The sequence below is a fragment of the Gilliamella apicola genome (assembly GCF_000599985.1).
Taxonomy (GTDB): Bacteria; Pseudomonadota; Gammaproteobacteria; order Enterobacterales; family Orbaceae; genus Gilliamella; species Gilliamella apicola.
On record NZ_CP007445.1, the window covers coordinates 152,282 to 171,856 of the forward strand.

Annotated in this window: 35 protein-coding genes; 30 read left to right on the top strand and 5 right to left on the bottom strand. The window is 38.1% G+C overall.

The annotated features are described in order from the left end of the window. Positions 1 to 243: 243 nt before the first annotated feature. The 28 genes from rpsJ to rplQ all read left to right on the top strand — a co-directional run bounded on the left by rpsJ (position 244) and on the right by rplQ (position 13,986). A complete protein-coding gene (gene rpsJ, locus GAPWK_RS00700; RefSeq protein WP_006120582.1) occupies positions 244 to 555 on the top strand; it encodes a 30S ribosomal protein S10 in 312 nt (103 codons plus the stop codon). Positions 556 to 586: 31 nt separating this feature from the next. Further along, complete coding sequence (gene rplC / locus GAPWK_RS00705; protein WP_025314383.1) at positions 587 to 1,213, top strand: 50S ribosomal protein L3; 627 nt, start codon at positions 587 to 589, stop codon at positions 1,211 to 1,213. Positions 1,214 to 1,229: 16 nt separating this feature from the next. Continuing rightward, positions 1,230 to 1,832, top strand: coding sequence for a 50S ribosomal protein L4 (gene rplD, locus GAPWK_RS00710; RefSeq protein ID WP_025314384.1), 603 nt, complete (start codon positions 1,230 to 1,232; stop codon positions 1,830 to 1,832). After that, positions 1,829 to 2,131: a 50S ribosomal protein L23 gene (gene rplW / locus GAPWK_RS00715; RefSeq protein ID WP_025314385.1), complete on the top strand. Its 303-nt coding sequence runs from the start codon at positions 1,829 to 1,831 to the stop codon at positions 2,129 to 2,131. Before rplD ends, rplW begins: the two co-directional genes overlap by 4 nt. 18 nt (positions 2,132 to 2,149) lie before the next feature. Then, positions 2,150 to 2,974 carry a 50S ribosomal protein L2 gene (gene rplB / locus GAPWK_RS00720; protein ID WP_025314386.1) on the top strand — a complete coding sequence of 275 codons (825 nt, stop codon included), beginning with the start codon at positions 2,150 to 2,152 and terminating at the stop codon, positions 2,972 to 2,974. A gap of 19 nt (positions 2,975 to 2,993) precedes the next feature. Beyond that, positions 2,994 to 3,272 (top strand): 30S ribosomal protein S19, encoded by a 279-nt coding sequence (gene rpsS, locus GAPWK_RS00725; protein ID WP_024496505.1) that lies wholly within the window; start codon positions 2,994 to 2,996, stop codon positions 3,270 to 3,272. A 13-nt stretch (positions 3,273 to 3,285) separates the two neighbouring features. Then, positions 3,286 to 3,618: a 50S ribosomal protein L22 gene (gene rplV / locus GAPWK_RS00730; RefSeq protein WP_025314387.1), complete on the top strand. Its 333-nt coding sequence runs from the start codon at positions 3,286 to 3,288 to the stop codon at positions 3,616 to 3,618. A 14-nt stretch (positions 3,619 to 3,632) separates the two neighbouring features. Continuing rightward, positions 3,633 to 4,370 carry a 30S ribosomal protein S3 gene (gene rpsC, locus GAPWK_RS00735; RefSeq protein WP_025314388.1) on the top strand — a complete coding sequence of 246 codons (738 nt, stop codon included), beginning with the start codon at positions 3,633 to 3,635 and terminating at the stop codon, positions 4,368 to 4,370. 12 nt (positions 4,371 to 4,382) lie between these two features. Then, positions 4,383 to 4,793, top strand: a complete 411-nt coding sequence (rplP, locus tag GAPWK_RS00740) for a 50S ribosomal protein L16 (protein ID WP_025314389.1) — start codon at positions 4,383 to 4,385, stop codon at positions 4,791 to 4,793. Continuing rightward, a complete protein-coding gene (rpmC, locus tag GAPWK_RS00745) occupies positions 4,794 to 4,985 on the top strand; it encodes a 50S ribosomal protein L29 (protein WP_025314390.1) in 192 nt (63 codons plus the stop codon). It begins immediately after the preceding gene. Position 4,986: 1 nt separating this feature from the next. Continuing rightward, positions 4,987 to 5,247 carry a 30S ribosomal protein S17 gene (gene rpsQ / locus GAPWK_RS00750; RefSeq protein ID WP_025314391.1) on the top strand — a complete coding sequence of 87 codons (261 nt, stop codon included), beginning with the start codon at positions 4,987 to 4,989 and terminating at the stop codon, positions 5,245 to 5,247. Positions 5,248 to 5,441: 194 nt separating this feature from the next. Beyond that, a complete protein-coding gene (gene rplN / locus GAPWK_RS00755) occupies positions 5,442 to 5,813 on the top strand; it encodes a 50S ribosomal protein L14 (protein WP_025314392.1) in 372 nt (123 codons plus the stop codon). 10 nt (positions 5,814 to 5,823) lie between these two features. Then, entirely contained in the window at positions 5,824 to 6,138 is a 315-nt protein-coding gene (gene rplX, locus GAPWK_RS00760; RefSeq protein ID WP_025314393.1) for a 50S ribosomal protein L24, read from the top strand. A 17-nt stretch (positions 6,139 to 6,155) separates the two neighbouring features. Then, on the top strand, positions 6,156 to 6,695 hold the full coding sequence (rplE, locus tag GAPWK_RS00765) for a 50S ribosomal protein L5 (RefSeq protein WP_025314394.1): 540 nt from the start codon (positions 6,156 to 6,158) through the stop codon (positions 6,693 to 6,695). Between the two features lie 11 nt (positions 6,696 to 6,706). Beyond that, positions 6,707 to 7,012: a 30S ribosomal protein S14 gene (gene rpsN, locus GAPWK_RS00770; RefSeq protein ID WP_025314395.1), complete on the top strand. Its 306-nt coding sequence runs from the start codon at positions 6,707 to 6,709 to the stop codon at positions 7,010 to 7,012. Positions 7,013 to 7,029: 17 nt separating this feature from the next. Further along, a complete protein-coding gene (gene rpsH, locus GAPWK_RS00775) occupies positions 7,030 to 7,422 on the top strand; it encodes a 30S ribosomal protein S8 (protein ID WP_025314396.1) in 393 nt (130 codons plus the stop codon). A gap of 11 nt (positions 7,423 to 7,433) precedes the next feature. Next, a complete protein-coding gene (rplF, locus tag GAPWK_RS00780) occupies positions 7,434 to 7,967 on the top strand; it encodes a 50S ribosomal protein L6 (protein WP_025314397.1) in 534 nt (177 codons plus the stop codon). Positions 7,968 to 7,976: 9 nt separating this feature from the next. Next, positions 7,977 to 8,330: a 50S ribosomal protein L18 gene (gene rplR, locus GAPWK_RS00785; protein ID WP_025314398.1), complete on the top strand. Its 354-nt coding sequence runs from the start codon at positions 7,977 to 7,979 to the stop codon at positions 8,328 to 8,330. Between the two features lie 14 nt (positions 8,331 to 8,344). After that, on the top strand, positions 8,345 to 8,845 hold the full coding sequence (gene rpsE, locus GAPWK_RS00790; protein ID WP_025314399.1) for a 30S ribosomal protein S5: 501 nt from the start codon (positions 8,345 to 8,347) through the stop codon (positions 8,843 to 8,845). Between the two features lie 6 nt (positions 8,846 to 8,851). Then, positions 8,852 to 9,031 (top strand): 50S ribosomal protein L30, encoded by a 180-nt coding sequence (rpmD, locus tag GAPWK_RS00795; RefSeq protein WP_025314400.1) that lies wholly within the window; start codon positions 8,852 to 8,854, stop codon positions 9,029 to 9,031. Positions 9,032 to 9,036: 5 nt separating this feature from the next. After that, a complete protein-coding gene (gene rplO, locus GAPWK_RS00800) occupies positions 9,037 to 9,471 on the top strand; it encodes a 50S ribosomal protein L15 (protein ID WP_025314401.1) in 435 nt (144 codons plus the stop codon). Positions 9,472 to 9,479: 8 nt separating this feature from the next. Continuing rightward, a complete protein-coding gene (gene secY, locus GAPWK_RS00805) occupies positions 9,480 to 10,820 on the top strand; it encodes a preprotein translocase subunit SecY (protein WP_025314402.1) in 1,341 nt (446 codons plus the stop codon). A 26-nt stretch (positions 10,821 to 10,846) separates the two neighbouring features. After that, positions 10,847 to 10,960 (top strand): 50S ribosomal protein L36, encoded by a 114-nt coding sequence (gene rpmJ, locus GAPWK_RS00810; protein WP_025314403.1) that lies wholly within the window; start codon positions 10,847 to 10,849, stop codon positions 10,958 to 10,960. A 169-nt stretch (positions 10,961 to 11,129) separates the two neighbouring features. Then, positions 11,130 to 11,486: a 30S ribosomal protein S13 gene (gene rpsM, locus GAPWK_RS00815; RefSeq protein ID WP_025314404.1), complete on the top strand. Its 357-nt coding sequence runs from the start codon at positions 11,130 to 11,132 to the stop codon at positions 11,484 to 11,486. Between the two features lie 15 nt (positions 11,487 to 11,501). Continuing rightward, on the top strand, positions 11,502 to 11,891 hold the full coding sequence (gene rpsK, locus GAPWK_RS00820) for a 30S ribosomal protein S11 (protein WP_025314405.1): 390 nt from the start codon (positions 11,502 to 11,504) through the stop codon (positions 11,889 to 11,891). 42 nt (positions 11,892 to 11,933) lie between these two features. Then, the gene (gene rpsD / locus GAPWK_RS00825; protein WP_025314406.1) at positions 11,934 to 12,554 is read left to right on the top strand and encodes a 30S ribosomal protein S4; all 621 of its coding nucleotides are present in this window, start codon (positions 11,934 to 11,936) and stop codon (positions 12,552 to 12,554) included. Positions 12,555 to 12,579: 25 nt separating this feature from the next. After that, positions 12,580 to 13,569 carry a DNA-directed RNA polymerase subunit alpha gene (locus GAPWK_RS00830; RefSeq protein WP_025314407.1) on the top strand — a complete coding sequence of 330 codons (990 nt, stop codon included), beginning with the start codon at positions 12,580 to 12,582 and terminating at the stop codon, positions 13,567 to 13,569. A gap of 27 nt (positions 13,570 to 13,596) precedes the next feature. Next, entirely contained in the window at positions 13,597 to 13,986 is a 390-nt protein-coding gene (gene rplQ / locus GAPWK_RS00835; RefSeq protein ID WP_025314408.1) for a 50S ribosomal protein L17, read from the top strand. Positions 13,987 to 14,152: 166 nt separating this feature from the next. Here the strand turns inward: rplQ and GAPWK_RS00840 are convergent, their stop codons facing one another. The 3 genes from GAPWK_RS00840 to slyD all read right to left on the bottom strand — a co-directional run bounded on the left by GAPWK_RS00840 (position 14,153) and on the right by slyD (position 15,816). Then, a complete protein-coding gene (locus tag GAPWK_RS00840) occupies positions 14,153 to 14,356 on the bottom strand; it encodes a SlyX family protein (RefSeq protein WP_025314409.1) in 204 nt (67 codons plus the stop codon). A 51-nt stretch (positions 14,357 to 14,407) separates the two neighbouring features. After that, the gene (gene radC / locus GAPWK_RS00845) at positions 14,408 to 15,079 is read right to left on the bottom strand and encodes a RadC family protein (RefSeq protein ID WP_025314410.1); all 672 of its coding nucleotides are present in this window, start codon (positions 15,077 to 15,079) and stop codon (positions 14,408 to 14,410) included. 167 nt (positions 15,080 to 15,246) lie between these two features. Then, positions 15,247 to 15,816, bottom strand: a complete 570-nt coding sequence (gene slyD / locus GAPWK_RS00850; RefSeq protein ID WP_025314411.1) for a peptidylprolyl isomerase — start codon at positions 15,814 to 15,816, stop codon at positions 15,247 to 15,249. A 339-nt stretch (positions 15,817 to 16,155) separates the two neighbouring features. Here slyD and ppnP point away from each other — a divergent pair, with 339 nt between their 5' ends. Continuing rightward, positions 16,156 to 16,449 (top strand): pyrimidine/purine nucleoside phosphorylase, encoded by a 294-nt coding sequence (gene ppnP / locus GAPWK_RS00855; protein WP_025314412.1) that lies wholly within the window; start codon positions 16,156 to 16,158, stop codon positions 16,447 to 16,449. A gap of 149 nt (positions 16,450 to 16,598) precedes the next feature. Here the strand turns inward: ppnP and fabI are convergent, their stop codons facing one another. Further along, complete coding sequence (fabI, locus tag GAPWK_RS00860; RefSeq protein WP_025314413.1) at positions 16,599 to 17,387, bottom strand: enoyl-ACP reductase FabI; 789 nt, start codon at positions 17,385 to 17,387, stop codon at positions 16,599 to 16,601. Between the two features lie 194 nt (positions 17,388 to 17,581). On the opposite strand from fabI, the gene tehB reads away from it, so the two are divergent. Next, positions 17,582 to 18,442, top strand: coding sequence for an SAM-dependent methyltransferase TehB (tehB, locus tag GAPWK_RS00865; protein WP_025314414.1), 861 nt, complete (start codon positions 17,582 to 17,584; stop codon positions 18,440 to 18,442). 43 nt (positions 18,443 to 18,485) lie between these two features. Here the strand turns inward: tehB and fmt are convergent, their stop codons facing one another. Then, positions 18,486 to 19,451, bottom strand: coding sequence for a methionyl-tRNA formyltransferase (gene fmt, locus GAPWK_RS00870; protein ID WP_025314415.1), 966 nt, complete (start codon positions 19,449 to 19,451; stop codon positions 18,486 to 18,488). Positions 19,452 to 19,575: the final 124 nt, after the last annotated feature.

Genomic DNA, 19,575 nt, shown 5'->3' on the forward strand with positions numbered 1-19,575 from the left:
ATACTTTATTAATTACTCCTTGCATTCGTTTATAATTTACGTATAATTGACGCACTTTGTTTGTTGAATTTTCAACAGCAAATGCGTATAAAGATATAGTTAATATGTAATATATTGAATTATATCAACAATACTCCCGATTTGGGGGTTACGAAAAGAACGGATTACACTCTCCTGTCAATCGAAACAGGGTAGGAGGAGTAATCTTTTGTTATAACTTTTAAATAATGGAGCTCTGGTCTCATGTCGAACCAAAGAATCCGTATCCGGTTAAAAGCGTTTGATCATCGTTTGATTGATCAATCAACTGCTGAAATTGTAGAAACTGCGAAGCGCACTGGTGCGCAAGTTCGTGGTCCTATTCCATTACCGACACGCAAAGAGCGTTTCACTGTATTGATTTCTCCGCACGTAAATAAAGATGCGCGAGATCAATATGAGATTCGCACTCATAAACGTCTAGTTGATATTGTTGAGCCAACTGAAAAAACAGTTGATGCCTTAATGCGTCTAGATCTTGCTGCCGGTGTTGATGTGCAGATCAGTTTAGGTTAATCCTAAGCTGAATGATTGAGAGGTCGAAACAATGATTGGTTTAATCGGTCGTAAAGTGGGAATGACACGAATCTTCACTGAAGAAGGTGTTTCTATTCCCGTCACCGTAGTAGAAGTTCAAAGCAACCGCGTTACTCAAGTTAAAACTCTTGAGAATGATGGTTATCAAGCTATTCAGGTTACTACTGGCAGCAAAAAAGCAAGCCGCGTAAATAAACCTGAAGCAGGTCATTTCGCTAAGGCTGGCGTTGAAGCTGGTCGTGGTCTATGGGAATTCCGTTTTGAAGAAGGCGAATTTACTGTAGGTCAAAGTATTAACGTTGATATTTTCACTGACGTTAAAAAAGTTGATGTTACTGGAACATCTAAAGGTAAAGGTTATGCTGGTGTAACTAAACGCTGGAATTTCCGTACTCAAGATGCAACTCATGGTAACTCTTTGGCACACCGTGGTCATGGCTCTATCGGTCAAAACCAAACTCCAGGTAAAGTGTTCAAAGGTCGTAAAATGGCAGGTCACTTAGGTAATGAACGTGTAACTGTTCAAAACCTAGATATTGTGCGTGTTGATGCAGAACGTAACCTTTTATTAATTAAAGGTGCTGTTCCAGGCGCAATCAATAGTGACGTAATTGTTAAACCGGCAATCAAGGCTTAACGTCGAGGAGATAGAGATGGAATTAGTAGTAAAAGACGCGCAAGCGCTTTCTGTTTCCGAAACTACCTTCGGACGTGAGTTTAATGAAGCGTTAGTTCACCAAGTAGTTGTTGCTTATGCATCTGCTGCTCGTCAAGGCTCTCGCGCACAAAAAACTCGTGCAGAAATCGCTGGTTCAGGTAAAAAACCATGGCGTCAAAAAGGCACAGGTCGTGCTCGTTCAGGTTCTATTAAGAGCCCAATCTGGCGTAGTGGTGGTGTGACATTTGCAGCAAAACCACAAGATCATAGCCAAAAAGTTAACCGTAAAATGTATCGTGGTGCATTAAAGAGCATTTTCTCTGAATTAGTGCGTCAAGAACGTTTAGTTGTGGTTGAAACATTCACTGTTGAAGCACCTAAGACTAAATTATTAACTCAGAAATTAAATGATATGAATCTTAATGATGTTCTTATTATTACATCTGATGTTGATGAAAATCTTTTCTTAGCAGCACGTAACTTACATAAAGTTGATGTGCGTGATGTGGCAGGTATTGATCCAGTTAGTTTGATTGCATTTGACAAAGTGGTTATCACTGTTGATGCTGTTAAACAAGTAGAGGAGATGTTAGCATGATTCGTGAAGAGCGTCTGCTTAAAGTCCTGCGAGCACCACATATTTCTGAAAAAGCATCTATTTCAATGGAAAAAACAAATACATTAGTATTGAAAGTTGCTAAAGATGCTACTAAGAGAGAGATTAAAGCCGCAGTTGAACAACTATTTGAAGTTAAAGTAGATGGCGTTAATACACTTGTTGTTAAAGGCAAAGTTAAACGTCGTGGTCAACAAATCGGTCGCCGTAGCGACTGGAAAAAAGCTTACGTTACTTTAGCAGAAGGTCAAAATTTAGACCTTGCTGGCGTCGCTGAGTAATTCGGAGGAGTAAGAACAATGGCAGTTGTTAAGTGTAAACCTACATCTCCGGGTCGTCGCCACGTTGTTAAAGTGGTTAACCCAGAGTTGCATAAAGGTAAGCCTTATGCACCGTTGCTTGATTCAAAAAGCAAAACTGGTGGTCGCAATAATAATGGTCGTATCACTACCCGTCATATCGGTGGTGGTCATAAACAACATTATCGTATTGTTGACTTTAAGCGTAATAAAGATGGTATTCCAGCAGTTGTTGAACGTTTGGAATATGATCCAAACCGTAGTGCAAATATTGCATTGGTTTTATATAAGGACGGTGAACGTCGTTATATTTTAGCGCCTAAAGGCTTAAAAGCAGGTGATCAGATCCAATCTGGTGTTGATGCATCAATTAAAACAGGTAACTGTTTACCGATGCGTAATATTCCAGTCGGTTCTACCGTGCATAATATTGAAATGAAACCAGGTAAAGGCGGACAACTTGCTCGCTCTGCTGGTAGTTATGTTCAAATCGTTGCGCGTGATGGTGCTTATGTAACATTACGTCTACGTTCAGGTGAAATGCGTAAAGTGTTATCTGATTGCCGTGCCACCATTGGTGAAGTTGGTAACTCAGAACATATGCTTCGCGTATTAGGTAAAGCGGGTGCAGCGCGTTGGCGTGGTGTTCGTCCTACTGTTCGTGGTACAGCAATGAACCCGGTAGACCATCCACATGGTGGTGGTGAAGGTCGTAACTTTGGTAAACATCCTGTGTCTCCATGGGGTCAAAAAGCCAAAGGATTGAAAACGCGTAGCAACAAACGTACTGATAAGTATATTGTTCGCCGTCGCAATAAGAAATAATTAATATAGAGGATTAGCTATGCCACGTTCTCTCAAGAAGGGTCCTTTTATTGACCTACACTTGCTGAAGAAGGTAGAGAAAGCGGTGGAAAGCGGGGACAAGAAACCAATTCGTACTTGGTCCCGTCGTTCAACGATCTTTCCTAATATGATCGGTTTGACCATCGCTGTCCATAATGGTCGTCAGCACGTTCCAGTTTATGTTTCCGACGAAATGGTTGGTCATAAATTGGGTGAATTCGCGCCGACTCGTACTTATCGCGGCCACGCGGCTGATAAGAAAGCTAAGAAGAAATAAGTAGGAGAAAGAGATGGAAACAATTGCAAAGTATCGCCACGCTCGTTCTTCTGCGCAAAAAGTTCGCTTAGTTGCAGATCTTATTCGCGGTAAGAATGTGTCTCAGGCACTTGATATTTTAACGTACACCAATAAAAAAGCGGCTGTACTTGTTAAAAAAGTATTAGAATCTGCTATTGCTAATGCAGAGCATAACGATGGTGCTGATATTGATGATCTAAAAGTTGCGAAAATTTTCGTAGATGAAGGCCCAACCATGAAGCGTATTATGCCTCGTGCGAAAGGTCGTGCAGATCGAATTTTGAAGCGTACGAGTCACATCACCGTGATCGTCTCAGATCGCTAGGCTGGAGAATAGCAATGGGTCAAAAAGTAAATCCAAATGGTATCCGACTAGGCATCGTCAAGCCTTGGACATCTACATGGTATTCGGGTACAAAGACATTCGCTGATAATTTAGAAAGTGATTTTAGAGTGCGTGAATTCTTGAACAAAGAATTAGCACAAGCATCAATCTCTAAGATTGTAATCGATCGTTCAGCAGAAACTAACGTTCGCATTACTATTCACACTGCTCGTCCAGGTATTGTGATTGGTAAAAAAGGTGAGGACGTTGAAAAATTACGTAATGCCGTAGCTTCTATTGTCAATAAATATAAAGACAAGAGAGAAAAACGTGATGTTGCAGTACAAATTAATATTGCCGAAGTTCGTAAACCTGAACTTGATGCTAAATTAGTTGCTGACAGCATTACTTCTCAGTTAGAACGCCGTGTTATGTTCCGCCGAGCTATGAAACGTGCGGTTCAAAACGCAATGAAAGCGGGTGCTAAAGGTATCAAAGTTGAAGTAAGTGGTCGTTTAGGCGGCGCTGAAATCGCTCGTAGTGAATGGTATCGTGAAGGTCGAGTACCTTTACATACATTACGTGCTGACATCGACTATGGTTTGTCTGAAGCATTAACAACCTATGGTATTATTGGTGTTAAAGTGTGGATCTTCAAAGGTGAGATCCTTGGTGGTATGGCTGCCGTTGAACAAGCAGAGAAACAACCTGCTGCTCAACCGAAAAAGCAGCGCAAAGGCCGAAAACAATAAGGAGCGTCGCTGATGTTACAACCAAAGCGTACAAAATTCCGTAAAGTGCACAAGGGCCGCAATCGTGGTCTTGCTGTAAGTACTGACGTCAGTTTCGGTACATTCGGTCTTAAGGCTGTGGGTCGTGGTCGTTTGACTGCGCGCCAGATCGAAGCGGCACGTCGTGCAATGACTCGTGCAGTTAAGCGTCAAGGTAAAATCTGGATTCGAGTTTTCCCTGATAAACCAATTACTGAAAAACCACTTGAAGTGCGTATGGGTAAAGGTAAGGGTAACGTTGAATACTGGGTTGCACAGATTCAACCAGGTAAAGTCCTTTATGAAATGGACGGAGTACCGGAAGAAGTTGCTCGTGAAGCATTTGCGTTGGCAGCTGCAAAACTGCCAATTAAAACCACCTTTGTGATTAAGACGGTGATGTAAATGAAAGCAAAAGAGCTACGCGAAAAAAGCGTTGAAGAGTTAAATACTGAACTTCTTAATTTATTACGTGAGCAATTTAACTTACGTATGCAATTATCTGGGGGTCAGTTGAAACAGACTCATATGTTAAAACAAGTGCGTCGTAATATTGCACGAGTTAAAACGTTATTAACTGAGAAGGCGGGTGCGTAATATGACTACTGAAGTAAAAATTCGTACTCAGCAAGGTCGTGTTATTAGCGACAAAATGGATAAATCTATTACTGTAGCTATTGAACGTAAAGTGAAGCATCCGTTATATGGTAAGTTCATTAAACGTACGACTAAATTGCATGTACATGATGAAAACAACGAGTGTGGTATTGGTGATACTGTAGAAATTAAAGAGTGTCGTCCATTATCAAAAACCAAATCTTGGACTCTTGTTCGAATCGTTGAAAAAGCGGTTAGCTAATCTATTTGATTAAAAACTGCACATAATATAATAAACGGCTCGACGGCCGTTTATTTTATGCTATCCATTTTATTTGAGTGGTGTTATACTATGCGCCCTCACATATGTGGGTTTTTGGTTGTCTATTCTTATCCATGGAAGTTGAGGTGGATGAAGGTAGATTAGACAATAATTAATTTATACGGAGCATTAAAATGATCCAAGAACAGACTAGGCTAGATGTTGCCGATAACTCTGGCGCACGTAGCGTAATGTGTATCAAGGTTCTCGGTGGATCGCACCGTCGTTATGCAGCGGTAGGTGATATCATCAAAGTTACTATCAAAGAAGCAATTCCACGTGGTAAAGTTAAGAAAGGTGATGTTCTTAAAGCTGTGGTAGTGCGCACTAGAAAAGGTGTTCGTCGCCCTGATGGATCTGTCATTCGTTTCGATCGTAATGCTTGTGTTATTTTAAATAATAACAGTGAGCAACCGATTGGTACGCGTATTTTTGGACCGGTCACTCGTGAACTTCGTTCTGAGAAGTTTATGAAGATCATTTCATTAGCACCAGAAGTACTGTAAGGAGCGGGTAATGGCAGCGAAAATCCGTCGAGAAGATGAAGTTATCGTGTTAACTGGTAAAGATAAAGGTAAACGCGGTAAAGTAAGAAGCGTTTTGTCTACTGGCAAAGTGATTGTTGAAGGTATTAATTTGGTGAAAAAACACCAAAAACCTGTACCTGCATTAAATCAAGATGGTGGAATTGTTGAGAAAGAAGCAGCTATTAATGTTTCTAACGTAGCAATTTTCAACCCAGCTACAGGCAAAGCAGATCGCGTAGGCTTTCGTATTGAAGATGGCAAAAAAGTCCGTTTTTATAAGTCTACTAATGAATTAATCAAATAAGTAATTTGGAGTGTACGATGGCGAAACTGCATGATTACTACAAAGCACAGGTAGTAAATAAACTGCAAGAACAGTTTGGCTACAAATCTGTCATGCAAGTCCCTCGGATCGAAAAGATCACCTTGAATATGGGTGTGGGTGAAGCAATTACTGATAAAAAATTATTAGATAATGCTGTTGCAGATTTAGCTGCAATCAGTGGTCAAAAACCACTAGTCACTAAAGCACGCAAATCAGTTGCTGGTTTTAAAATCCGTCAAGGGTATCCTATTGGTTGTAAAGTCACTTTACGTGGCGAACGCATGTGGGAATTTTTTGAACGTCTAGTTTATATTGCTCTTCCTCGTACTCGAGATTTTCGTGGTTTAAGCGCAAAATCTTTCGATGGTCGTGGTAACTATAGCATGGGTGTTCGTGAACAAATCGTTTTCCCTGAAATCGATTATGATAAAGTTGATCGTGTTCGTGGTTTAGATATTACTATCACTACTACTGCACAATCAGATGAAGAAGGCCGAGCTTTATTATCTGCCTTTAACTTCCCATTTCGTAAGTAAGGTAGGGCATAATGGCTAAACAATCAATGATTGAACGCGACAAAAAACGCGTAAAGCTAGCAGAAAAATATTTTGCAAAGCGTCAAGAATTAAAAGCGATTATCTCTGATCTTAATGCATCAGATGAAGATCGTTGGAATGCAGTGCTTAAATTGCAAACGCTTCCTCGTGATTCTAGTCCATCACGTCAACGTCGTCGTTGTCGTCAAACTGGTCGTCCTCATGGCGTCCTTCGTAAGTTTGGTTTAAGCCGTATTAAGGTTCGTGAATCAGCCATGCGTGGTGAGATTCCTGGTCTTAAAAAGGCAAGTTGGTAATCAGGGGAGTGTTATAGATGAGCATGCAAGATCCTATAGCAGATATGTTGACCCGTATTCGTAACGGTCAAGCTGCGAATAAAGTTGCAGTCACCATGCCTTCCTCTAAGCTAAAAGTGGCAATTGCCAATGTGCTAAAAGAAGAAGGTTATATCGGGGACTTTAAAATTATTGGTGACACTAAGCCAGAATTGGAAATTACTTTAAAATATTTCCAAGGTAAAGCTGTTGTAGAAAGTATTAAACGTGTTAGCCGTCCAGGTTTACGTATTTATAAACGTAAAGATGAATTGCCAAAAGTTATGGCCGGACTAGGTATCGCAGTTGTTTCTACTTCTAAAGGTGTTATGACTGATCGTGCAGCACGCCAAGCAGGTCTTGGTGGTGAAATTATCTGCTACGTAGCGTAAGGGAGAAAAAAATGTCTCGTGTTGCAAAAGCACCTGTCGTTGTTCCTGCTGGCGTAGAGGTAAAACTCAATGGTCAGGTAATTACGATTAAAGGTAAAAATGGCGAGTTATCTCGCACAATAAATGATGCTGTTGTAATTAATCAAGAAGAAGGTCAAATTAAATTTGGTCCTCGTGATGGCTTTGCAGATGCTTGGGCTCAGGCTGGAACTGCACGTGCATTGGTTAATTCAATGGTTATTGGTGTTACTGAAGGTTTTACTAAAAAACTTCAGTTAGTTGGTGTCGGCTATCGTGCACAAGTTAAAGGTAATGCGATTGGTTTATCTCTTGGATATTCTCATCCAATTGAACATGAATTACCAGCTGGCGTAAAAGCTGAATGTCCTTCACAAACTGAAATCGTACTAACAAGTGCTGATAAACAGTTAATTGGACAAGTTGCAGCAGATATCCGTGCTTATCGTCGTCCTGAACCTTATAAAGGTAAAGGTGTTCGTTACGCAGATGAAGTTGTGCGTACTAAAGAAGCTAAGAAAAAGTAAGGTAACACTATGGATAAGAAATCAGCTCGTATCCGTCGTGCAACTAAAGCGCGTCGCAAGATGCATGAACTACTTGCAACTCGCTTGGTGGTTCACCGCACTCCGCGTCATATTTATGCGCAGATTATCGCACCAAACGGATCAGAAGTACTGGCAGCAGCTTCTACACTAGAAAAAGCTATCAGTGAAAGTTTAAAATACACTGGAAACAAAGATGCAGCGGCAGCAGTTGGTAAAGCAATTGCAGAACGTGCATTAGCGAAAGATATCAAAGAAGTTTCATTTGATCGTTCAGGTTTCCAATATCATGGTCGAGTTCAGGCGCTAGCAGATGCTGCTCGCGAAGCTGGCCTACAGTTCTAAGGTAGGAGTTAAAGATGTCAAACATCGAAAAACAAGCTGGTGAACTGCAGGAAAAATTAATCGCAGTTAACCGAGTTTCTAAAACCGTAAAAGGTGGTCGTATTTTTAGTTTTTCTGCACTAACAGTAGTTGGTGACGGTAATGGCCGCGTAGGTTTTGGATATGGTAAAGCACGTGAAGTGCCTGCAGCAATCCAAAAAGCAATGGAAAAAGCACGTCGTAATATGATTAATGTTGCTTTAAATAACGATACTTTACAGCATCCAGTTAAAGGTGCTCATACTGGGTCTCGTGTTTATATGCAACCAGCATCAGAAGGTACTGGTATTATCGCTGGTGGTGCAATGCGCGCTGTTTTAGAAGTTGCAGGAGTTCGTAACGTTCTAGCTAAAGCATATGGTTCAACAAACCCAATTAATGTGGTTCGTGCGACAATTGATGGCTTAGAAAATATGAAATCACCAGAAATGGTTGCTGCTAAACGTGGTAAAACCGTCGAAGAAATTTTGGGGTAATTAGCCATGGCAAAAACAATTAAAATTACACAAACTCGTAGTTCTATTGGTCGTCTACCGAAGCATAAAGCAACGTTAGTTGGTCTAGGATTACGTCGTATTGGTCATACTGTTGAACGTGAGGATACTCCTGCGATTCGCGGTATGGTAAACCAAGTTTATTACATGGTTAAAGTTGAGGAGTAATAGTAATGCGTTTAAATACTTTATCTCCTGCTGAAGGTTCAAAGCATGCACCTAAACGTGTAGGTCGAGGCATTGGTTCTGGATTAGGTAAAACTGGTACTCGTGGTGTTAAAGGTCAAAAATCTCGTTCAGGTGGCGGCGTACGTCGTGGCTTTGAAGGTGGTCAAATGCCTTTATATCGTCGTTTACCAAAATTTGGTTTTACCTCACGTAAAGCTCAAGTTACAGCTCAAGTTCGTCTTTCAGATTTAATGAAAGTTGAAGGTGATATTGTTGACCTAAATAGCTTAAAAGTCGCTAATGTGATTAATTCACAAATCGAATATGCAAAAATTATGTTATCTGGTGAAGTAACTAAACCTGTAACTGTTCGCGGTATTCGAGTGACTAAGGGTGCTAAAGCTGCAATTGAAGCTGCTGGCGGAAAAATTGAGGAATAATTAGAAAGATGGCAAAGCAACCAGGATTAGATTTTCAAAGTACACGAGGCGGTAGCGGCGAGCTTAAAAGACGTTTATTATTTGTGCTTTTAGCGCTTATTGTTTTCCGTCTTGGTTCTTACGTTCCGGTTCCTGGTATTGATACTAAAGCGTTATCGGACTTACTAGAACAAGCATCATCTAATGGTATTGTTGGTATGTTCAATATGTTCTCTGGTGGTGCTTTAAGCCGTGCTTCAATTTTTGCTTTAGGGATAATGCCTTATATTTCTGCATCAATTATTGTGCAATTATTAACGGCCATTAGCCCTAAACTTGCAGAATTGAAGAAAGAAGGTGAGTCAGGTCGTAAAAAAATTAGTCAATACACTCGTTATGGCACATTAGCTTTGGCGATGGTACAAGCTGTTGGTATTGCGACTGGTTTACCTAATATTCCTGGTTATGGTCAAGTTGTCATTGATCCAGGATTTTCTTTCTATTTTATTGCATCGGTTAGCTTAGTTACTGGCACTATGTTTCTTATGTGGCTGGGTGAACAGATCACGGAACGCGGTGTAGGTAATGGTATTTCAATCATTATCTTTGCTGGTATCGTTGCAGGTCTTCCTCATGCAATCTATGAAACGATTGAACAAGCTCGTTCTGGTTCATTGCATCCGATTTTATTATTAGTCGTTGCAGCATTAGTGGTTGGTGTGACTTATTTTGTTGTGTTTGTTGAACGTGGTCAACGTCGTATCGTTGTTAATTATGCTCAACGTCAACAAGGTCGTAGAGTTTACGCGGCACAAAGTACGCATTTACCATTAAAGATCAATATGGCGGGTGTTATCCCTGCAATATTTGCTTCAACAATTGTTATGTTACCATCGATGATGGCTTCTTGGTTTCAAGGAGATGGTGAAGGGTGGAGATATATCATTGTTCTTATTGGACAATACTTCTCTCATGACCAACCATTATATATAATCTTTTTTGCAGCAGCGATTATCTTCTTTTGTTTCTTTTATACGGCGTTGGTTTTCAACCCAAGAGAAACAGCAGATCAGCTAAAAAAATCTGGTGCATTTATTCCAGGTATCCGTCCAGGTGAACAAACATCTAAATATATCGACAAAGTAATGACTCGTTTAACGCTGGTTGGCGCAATCTACATTACTTTTGTATGTTTGGTTCCAATGTTTATGACAAGTGCAATGAAAGTTCCGGTTCAATTTGGTGGAACTTCTTTATTAATTGTGGTTGTTGTAATCATGGATTTTATGGCACAAGTACAGACTTTAATGATGCCAAATCGTTATGAGTCAGTGTTAAAGAAAGCGAATCTTAAAGGCTACGGCCGATAAGTTAGCCAGAAGTTACGGAGAAAAACATGAAAGTTCGTGCTTCAGTCAAGAAATTATGCAGAAATTGTAAAATCATTAAACGTAATGGCATTGTTCGTGTTATTTGCGTTGAAGGTAAACATAAACAACGTCAAGGCTAATTAGTTGGTCGCGAAGTTGTAACTTTTGCATATTTTACTTGCCAAAGTATAGTAAAGCTGGCTAGAATAGCCAGCCTAAATTTATTTGTAAAATCGCTGTTTGAGTATCCTGAAAACGGGCTTTTCAGTATAGTGATTTTACTAAACATTAACAATAAAGGAGTGCATAGTGGCCCGTATAGCAGGCATTAACATTCCTGATCAGCAACATGCTGTAATTGCATTACAAGCAATTTATGGTATCGGAAATACCCGCGCTAAGACAATTTGTGCTGAAGCTGGTATTCCAGAACATGTTAAGATCAGAGAACTATCTGAAGATCAGATTGAAAAGTTACGTGAACAAGTCGCTAAATTCACAGTTGAAGGTGATTTGCGTCGTGAAGTAACTATGAGTATCAAGCGTTTATTAGACCTTGGTTGTTATCGTGGCATGCGTCACCGTCGTGGACTTCCGGTTCGTGGTCAACGCACTAAGACTAACGCTCGTACCCGTAAGGGACCGCGTAAGCCAATCAAGAAATAATTGAGGTATAATTAAATGGCAAAGACACCTGTTCGTACACGTAAACGTGTTAAAAAGCAAGTTTCTGATGGTATAGCTCATATTCATGCATCATTTAACAATACAATCGTAACTATTACCGATCGTCAAGGTAATGCGTTGGGTTGGGCAACCGCTGGTGGTTCTGGTTTCCGTGGCTCTCGTAAGTCAACACCTTTTGCAGCTCAAGTAGCAGCAGAACGTTGTGCTGAAGCCGTCAAAGATTACGGAATTAAGAATCTGGAAGTTATGGTAAAAGGACCTGGTCCTGGTCGTGAGTCAACAATTCGTGCATTAAATGCAGCGGGTTATCGCATCACTAATATTACTGATGTTACTCCGATTCCTCATAACGGTTGTCGTCCACCAAAGAAACGTCGTGTTTAATTTTATTAAACATTGAATGTTTAGGATTATTGGAGAAATAAAATGGCAAGATATTTGGGACCAAAGCTCAAATTAAGTCGTCGTGAAGGTACAGATTTATTCCTTAAATCTGGTGTCCGAGCGGTTGATAGTAAATGTAAATTAGAACAAGCTCCTGGACAACATGGTGCGCGTAAACCGCGTTTATCAGATTATGGTGTTCAGTTACGTGAGAAACAAAAAGTTAGACGTATTTATGGAATCTTAGAACGTCAATTCCGTAATTATTACAAAAACGCAGCGCGTATTAAAGGCAATACCGGGGAAAACCTACTTGGTCTTTTAGAGCGTCGTTTAGATAACGTTGTTTATCGTATGGGATTCGGTGCAACTCGTGCTGAAGCTCGTCAATTAGTTAGTCATAAAGCTGTTCTTGTTAATGGTCAGGTAGTGAACATTGCTTCTTATCAGGTTTCACCAGAAGATGTGATTAGTGTTCGCGAAAAATCAAAAAAACAAGCACGTATTAAAGCCGCTTTAGAGTTAGCTGAACAACGTGAAAAACCAACATGGTTAGAAGTTGATGCTAGCAAAATGGAAGGTGTATTTAAACGCTTACCAGAACGTTCAGATTTATCTGCTGACATCAACGAACATTTGATCGTCGAACTTTACTCTAAGTAAAGTTTAGCACTTAAGAGAGGACATAATGCAGGGTTCTGTAACAGAGTTTTTAAAACCTCACCTAGTTGATGTTGTTCAATACAGTCAAACTCATGCTAAAGTGACTTTAGAGCCACTTGAGCGTGGTTTTGGTCATACTTTAGGTAATGCACTACGCCGCATTTTATTATCATCTATGCCGGGACATGCAGTAACCGAAGTTGAAATTGACGGTGTTCTGCATGAGTACAGTACTAAAGAAGGCGTTCAAGAAGATGTGCTTGATATTTTGCTTAATTTAAAAAAATTAGCGGTTCGAGTGCATAATAAAGATGATGTTATGCTGACTTTAAATAAATCAGGAGTTGGTGCTGTTACTGCATCAGATATCACTCATGACGGTGATGTTGAAATTGTTAATCCTGATTTAGTAATTTGTCATCTTACTGATGCCAATGCTTCAATTAGTATGCGTATTCGTGTACAACGAGGACGTGGTTATGTCCCTGCTTCTGCTCGTGTCAAGTCAGAAGATGAAGATCGACCAATTGGTCGTTTGTTAGTTGACGCATGTTATAGTCCTGTTGAGCGTATCGCTTATTCTGTCGATGCTGCTCGTGTAGAACAGCGTACAGATTTAGACAAACTTGTTATCGATATGGAAACTAATGGTACTATCGATCCTGAAGAGTCTATTCGTCGTGCATCAACAATTTTGGCTGAACAACTTGAAGCTTTCGTTGATCTACGTGATGTACGTCAACCAGAAGTTAAAGAAGATAAACCGGAGTTCGATCCAATTCTTTTACGTCCAGTAGATGATTTGGAATTAACCGTTCGGTCTGCTAATTGCTTAAAAGCAGAAGCAGTTCATTATATTGGTGATTTAGTGCAACGTACTGAAGTTGAGTTACTAAAAACTCCTAATCTTGGTAAGAAATCACTTACTGAAATTAAGGATGTGCTCGCATCTCGTGGTTTATCTTTAGGCATGCGTCTTGAGAATTGGCCACCGGCAAGTATTGTTGAAGACTAAGATAAAATTTATAAGAAGGATAAAGTTATGCGCCATCGTAAAAGTGGTCGTCAACTGAACCGAAATAGCAGCCATCGTCAAGCAATGTTTCGTAACATGACTAGTTCACTTGTTGAACATGAAATCATCAAAACTACATTGCCTAAAGCAAAAGAGTTGCGTCGTGTTGTTGAACCGTTAATTACGCTAGCCAAAAGCGATAGCGTAGCTAATCGCCGTTTGGCATTTGCTCGTATCCGTGATAAAGATACAGTGAAAAAATTATTTTCAGATTTAGGTCCACGTTTTGCTACCCGTCCTGGCGGTTATGTACGCATTCTAAAATGTGGTTTCCGTGATGGAGATAATGCTCCAATGGCTTATATTGAATTAGTTGATCGCCCTGCGGTAGAAGAAGCAGAAGCAGCAGCTGAGTAATTATAAAATCATTGTGTACAAAAACCGGCTATATGCCGGTTTTTTATTAGTAAAATAAATTATTTGTTTTATAAGAGATTTAATCCTTAAGTAATGACTTATTAACTTTATTATTAATTTTTAAGTTAGAAATTAAAAGGGAATCACTATAAAATACAGTAATATATTAATAATGTGGCGGCGGGGTCTCTTCAGACAAGCTAGCAATATTTGATACTTGTGTAGCTTGAAGTTTTTGCGATAACAATGTTAATTGTTCTTTAAGTTTACTGATATCAGATTGTAGATTAACCACCATCTGATTTAATTCTTCAATGGTCATTTCTTGGAATGCAACTTTTGTTTCTAGTAATTCTAATTGATGTTTCATAAAGTGTTTTTGTAGATTCTATTCAGTTTTTCATATTGTAAGCAAAAAGGTCTATGAAATCCATCCACGTTCGGCAAAAGATACGTATTCTCCTTTACCTATTACAAGATGATCAACAATTCGGATATCAATTAATTCACAAACTTGCTCTATTTTTTGAGTTAATATGCGATCAGCCTGACTTGGCTCAGCCATACCGGATGGATGATTATGTGCTAAAATCAAACCTGCAGCATTATGTTGTAATGCTCGTCTAGCAACTTCCCGTGGATGTACTTCGACACAATTATAGGTACCAACAAACATTTCTTCAGATGTAATCACCTGATTTTGATTATTTAAAAAAACTACCATAAAAATCTCACGATCTTTATTCGCTAATCGACTAGCCAAGTAATGATGTGTTAAGGATGGGGAAGAAAGAAAGTTTTCGTTTGCCATTTTAACTTTAAGGTATCTATGTGAAAGTTCAATGACTGCTTTTAATTGTGTGTATTTTACTGTTCCTAATCCATTTTTTTTACAAAATTCACTATGACTTGCATTAATTACATTATACAAAGAACCAAATTCACTTAATAATTTTTGGGATAACTGTAAAACAGGTAAATTTCGAGTACCTGTACGTAAAAATAACGCTAGTAATTCAGCATCACTTAAGGTTTCTACTCCAAATCTTAAAAGTTTTTCTCTGGGCATTAATGTTGTAGGTAGCGAAGACATAATACAATTCCTATTATTCAAAACTGAATTATTGATGGAATAATAAATAAGATAAAATAATCAGTAGAAATATTATGAATTACTTCACAAAAAATTGACAAATTTTGCTCTATACAAAAAAAGCGCCTAATGGCGCTTTAGAAAAATTATAATCGTTATCGAAAAAATCAATGACAACCACAACCACCGTGACCACCACCACAGCAACCGTGAGCATCATCTTCTTCATGATCGTGTCCTCCACAACCACAACCGTCATGTCCATGATCGTGATCATGTTCACCATGAATATGTCCATGAGCAATCTCTTCTTCTGTTGCTTCACGGATAGCTAATACTTCACCTGTAAACTTCAAATCTTGTCCTGCTAACATATGATTGCCATCGATAGTTATATTATCTCCATCAATCGCTGTTATTTCCACCGGTAGCGGTCCATGCTGAGTATCAGCAAAAAAACGCATACCAACTTCTAATTCATCTACACCAACAAAAACATCTCTTGGAACATTTTGTACAAGTGCATCGTTAAAATCACCATAAGCATTAATTAACTCAACATCAAATTTATCACCTATTTGACGACCTTCTAATGCTTTTTCCAAATCTGCTAATAAGTTTTGTGCTCCATGCAAATATTCACAAGGTGCGGCTTTAGTAGCTTCATCAACTAGTACACCATCTTTTGTTCGAACTTGAAAAGCTAAACTGACAACTTTATTTTTTGCTATTTTCATTTTTTCTCCAATAAACTTTTATTGAGCAAATTAAGATAGATTTTAACGGAAAAAATCTAATCTGTATGCTTTTTTCTTTTGAAAAAATTTGCGGTGAAAATTAGAAAGTTTCTTTTGAACCTTCAGTAAGATTTCTTTGAAAAAGCGATGTTTAAATTGGTTAATATTTGTAATATGCCTACTTATATTTTATATTGTTTTGTATAAATCTGTCATTGCTAGATTTAAGTTGTTGTGTTCTAGAAATTAATCATTCATAGTTGTAATTAAATAATTTATAACTTAATTATTTAATTCAATTAAAATTTGAAACTAACTAAAAAATGATAAGGAGTGATTGTGTTAAATATAACTCAATATTTTAATGGTAAAGTGCAGTCCATTGGTTTTCAAAATTCTTCTCTTGGTCAAGCTTCTGTTGGAGTAATGTTACCCGGCGAGTATATTTTTAGTACCGACAAACCAGAAGAAATGACCGTGATTACTGGTTCATTAAAAGTACTATTACCTACAGCAAAGGATTGGCAGATTTTTGAAGTAGGGCAAGTTTTTCATATCGCAGGAGAAAGCCAATTTAATGTTGTAGTTGTAGAGCCTACTGCTTATTTGTGCCGATATTTAGCAAAATATTAAATTTTCCATAATATTTTGGCAATATTCGATTCATCAGTTTTAGTTATTGAAAGGAATAAATATAACCGACAATCCATTTTATTAGCTGATTTTAATTTTACTACCAAATACTCTCCCGTAATTTCACGGGAGAATAATGGTGTTAGGAACTATTTAAGTTCTAACTCATTCATTGCTGCGATACTAAATCCGCCATCGACGTGTACCACTTCACCAGTAATTCCTGATGCAAGGTCTGAACATAAAAAGGCTGCTGAATTACCAACATCTTCAGTTGTTACGGTACGACGAATAGGAGTAACCGATTCGCAGTGAGATAACATTTTTTTGAAGTCTTTAATGCCTGATGCGGCAAGTGTACGAATTGGACCTGCTGAAATTGCGTTAACACGTACTCCTTCTGGTCCCATGGCGTTTGCCATATAACGAACATTTGCTTCAAGTGAAGCTTTAGCTAATCCCATTACATTATAGTTAGGAATTGCACGTTCAGCACCAAGATACGAAAGCGTTACTAATGCTGAATTTGGATTTAACATTGATCGACATGCTTTAGCCATAGCAACAAAGCTATAAGAACTAATATCATGTGCGATAGCAAAACCCTGACGCGTAACCGCATTAACATAATCACCATCTAATTGGTCACCAGGAGCGAAAGCGATTGCATGTACAAATCCATCAAATTTGTCCCATGTTTTTGCTAATTCAGTAAAAAGTTCAGTAATGCTTTCATCATGTGCTACATCACATGGTAACACGATTTTAGAACCAAAATCCGCAGCAAACTCTTCAACGCGTGTTTTTAATTTATCATTTTGATAAGTAAAAGCTAATTCAGCACCTTCACGATGCATAGCTTGTGCAATACCATAAGCAATAGAACGATTACTGGCAACACCAGTAACTAGTATGCGTTTACCTACTAAAAATCCCATAATTTTTCCTCTAATATTGTTGCTACATAGTTTAGGATGGTAATGATTATATGTTGATAAAGTTAACTTCGCCACAATAAATTAATTTTTTGATTGGGTGTTTTCAGTTCCATAGCTAAAAACAAAAATTGTAAATTTCATTAATAGTTGACTATAATAGTAAACTATTATCGTTTGTAGATGGTGAAATTATTATGGAAAATTTAGTTTGTTATAAAACTTTACCCGTTTGGAATGTTAAAACACTACCACAAATGTTTTGCGAACAACACAATACTCAAATTGGTACTTGGGCAAAATTGACAATCATTGCGGGTTATTTAGATTTTGAGTTATTAACTGAACAAGGTGAAGTTTTAACAAGGCACCATTATGATATACAACACCAACCCCCATTTATCGCACCTCAGCAATGGCATCGCATTGCTGAAGTTTCTGATGATTTACAATGTCAATTAACTTTTTATTGTCAACCTGAAGACTATACACATAAAAAGTATCAAATGACAAAAACACATTCTGAAGTAATATCTGCTTGCCATATTGTACCTGTTGGAAAAGCACTCGATCTTGGCTGTGGTTCTGGACGTAATTCATTATATTTACAGCTGTTAGGGTTTGATGTTGATGCTGTTGATAAATCCGAATTAAGTATAAATAATTTAGAGCAAATTATTAATAGTGAGCATTTACCTCGAATTAATACTAATATTTATGATATCAACCAAGCTAATTTACAAGGTGAATATGATTTCATAATTTCTACTGTAGTTATGATGTTTTTACAATCAGACCGAATTGCAGACATTATTAATAATATGCAATTAGTTACTAAATCAGGCGGATATAATTTAATTGTTTGTGCTATGTCTACTGAAGATTATCCTTGTCAGGTTGGATTTTCATTCACATTTAAAGAGAAAGAGTTGCTTCATTACTACCAAAATTGGGATATTTTAAAGTATAACGAGGATGTTGGTGAATTACACAAAACGGATATTTATGGTAATCGAATTAAATTAAGATTTGCTACACTTTTAGCTAAAAAACGATGAATATTACAGGATAGTATCCCGTAATATCAATATGTTTAAATTGCTATTCGTTTATATTGAGTCTTTCACCAACCTCAAACCAAGCTTTACGAGAATTTAATAGATCTTGTGCTGACATTGGTTTTTTACCTGCAGGTTGTAGCAGTGTCATATTTAATGCCCCATCACTGGTTGCAACACAAATTCCAGTTTTATCTGCCTGTAAAATTGTACCAACAGGTTTATTATGATTAATTGTAATAGCTTGTGCCTGCCACACTTTAACCAATTCACGATTGACTTCAAAATAACTTACAGGCCAAGGATTAAAGGCTCGTATGCAACGCTCAAGTTGCTGGGCAGAAAGATGCCAATCTAATTTGGCTTCTTGCTTTGATAGTTTTTTTGCATAAGTAGCTTGGGAAGGATCTTGTTTTTCAGGATGAATATTGCCTTCACTGATTAAATCTAGTGTTTTTAGTAATGCTTGTGGACCAAGTTTAGCCAATTTATCGTATAATGAAGCGCTTGTATCAGTTGGTTCAATGTTACAGCTTAGTTTATATAACATATCACCAGTATCAAGGCCCGCATCCATTTGCATAATGGTTATACCAGTTTGCTTATCACCAGCCCAACAAGCTCGTTGAATTGGGGCTGCTCCACGCCATCTTGGTAATAACGAACCATGCACATTTAAACAACCAAGTTTTGGCATATCTAATACTAATTGTGGCAAAATCAATCCATAAGCTACAACAATCATAATATCAGCATTAAGATCACTAATGATTTTCTGATCTTCTGATGATTTAAGCGTTACCGGTTGATAAATAGGAAGATTATTTTCTAACGCCAATTGTTTCACCGGACTGGCTGTTACTTTGTTGCCACGACCAGCAGGGCGGTCAGGTTGTGTAAAAACTGCAATTACATTATGATTAGAATCAATTAATGCTTTTAAATGAGTGGCTGCAAAGTCAGGCGTACCGGCAAAAATAATATTTAACGGTTTAGTTGTCTGTTGCATAAGTTTTATATCCATAATAAAAAATAATGATTATAGTTGAAATTTCGCTGAGAATCTTTAAACAAAAAAGGTGCTATTATTTATTACTGAAAGCACCTTATTATCATATAGGGTGTGTTGTATA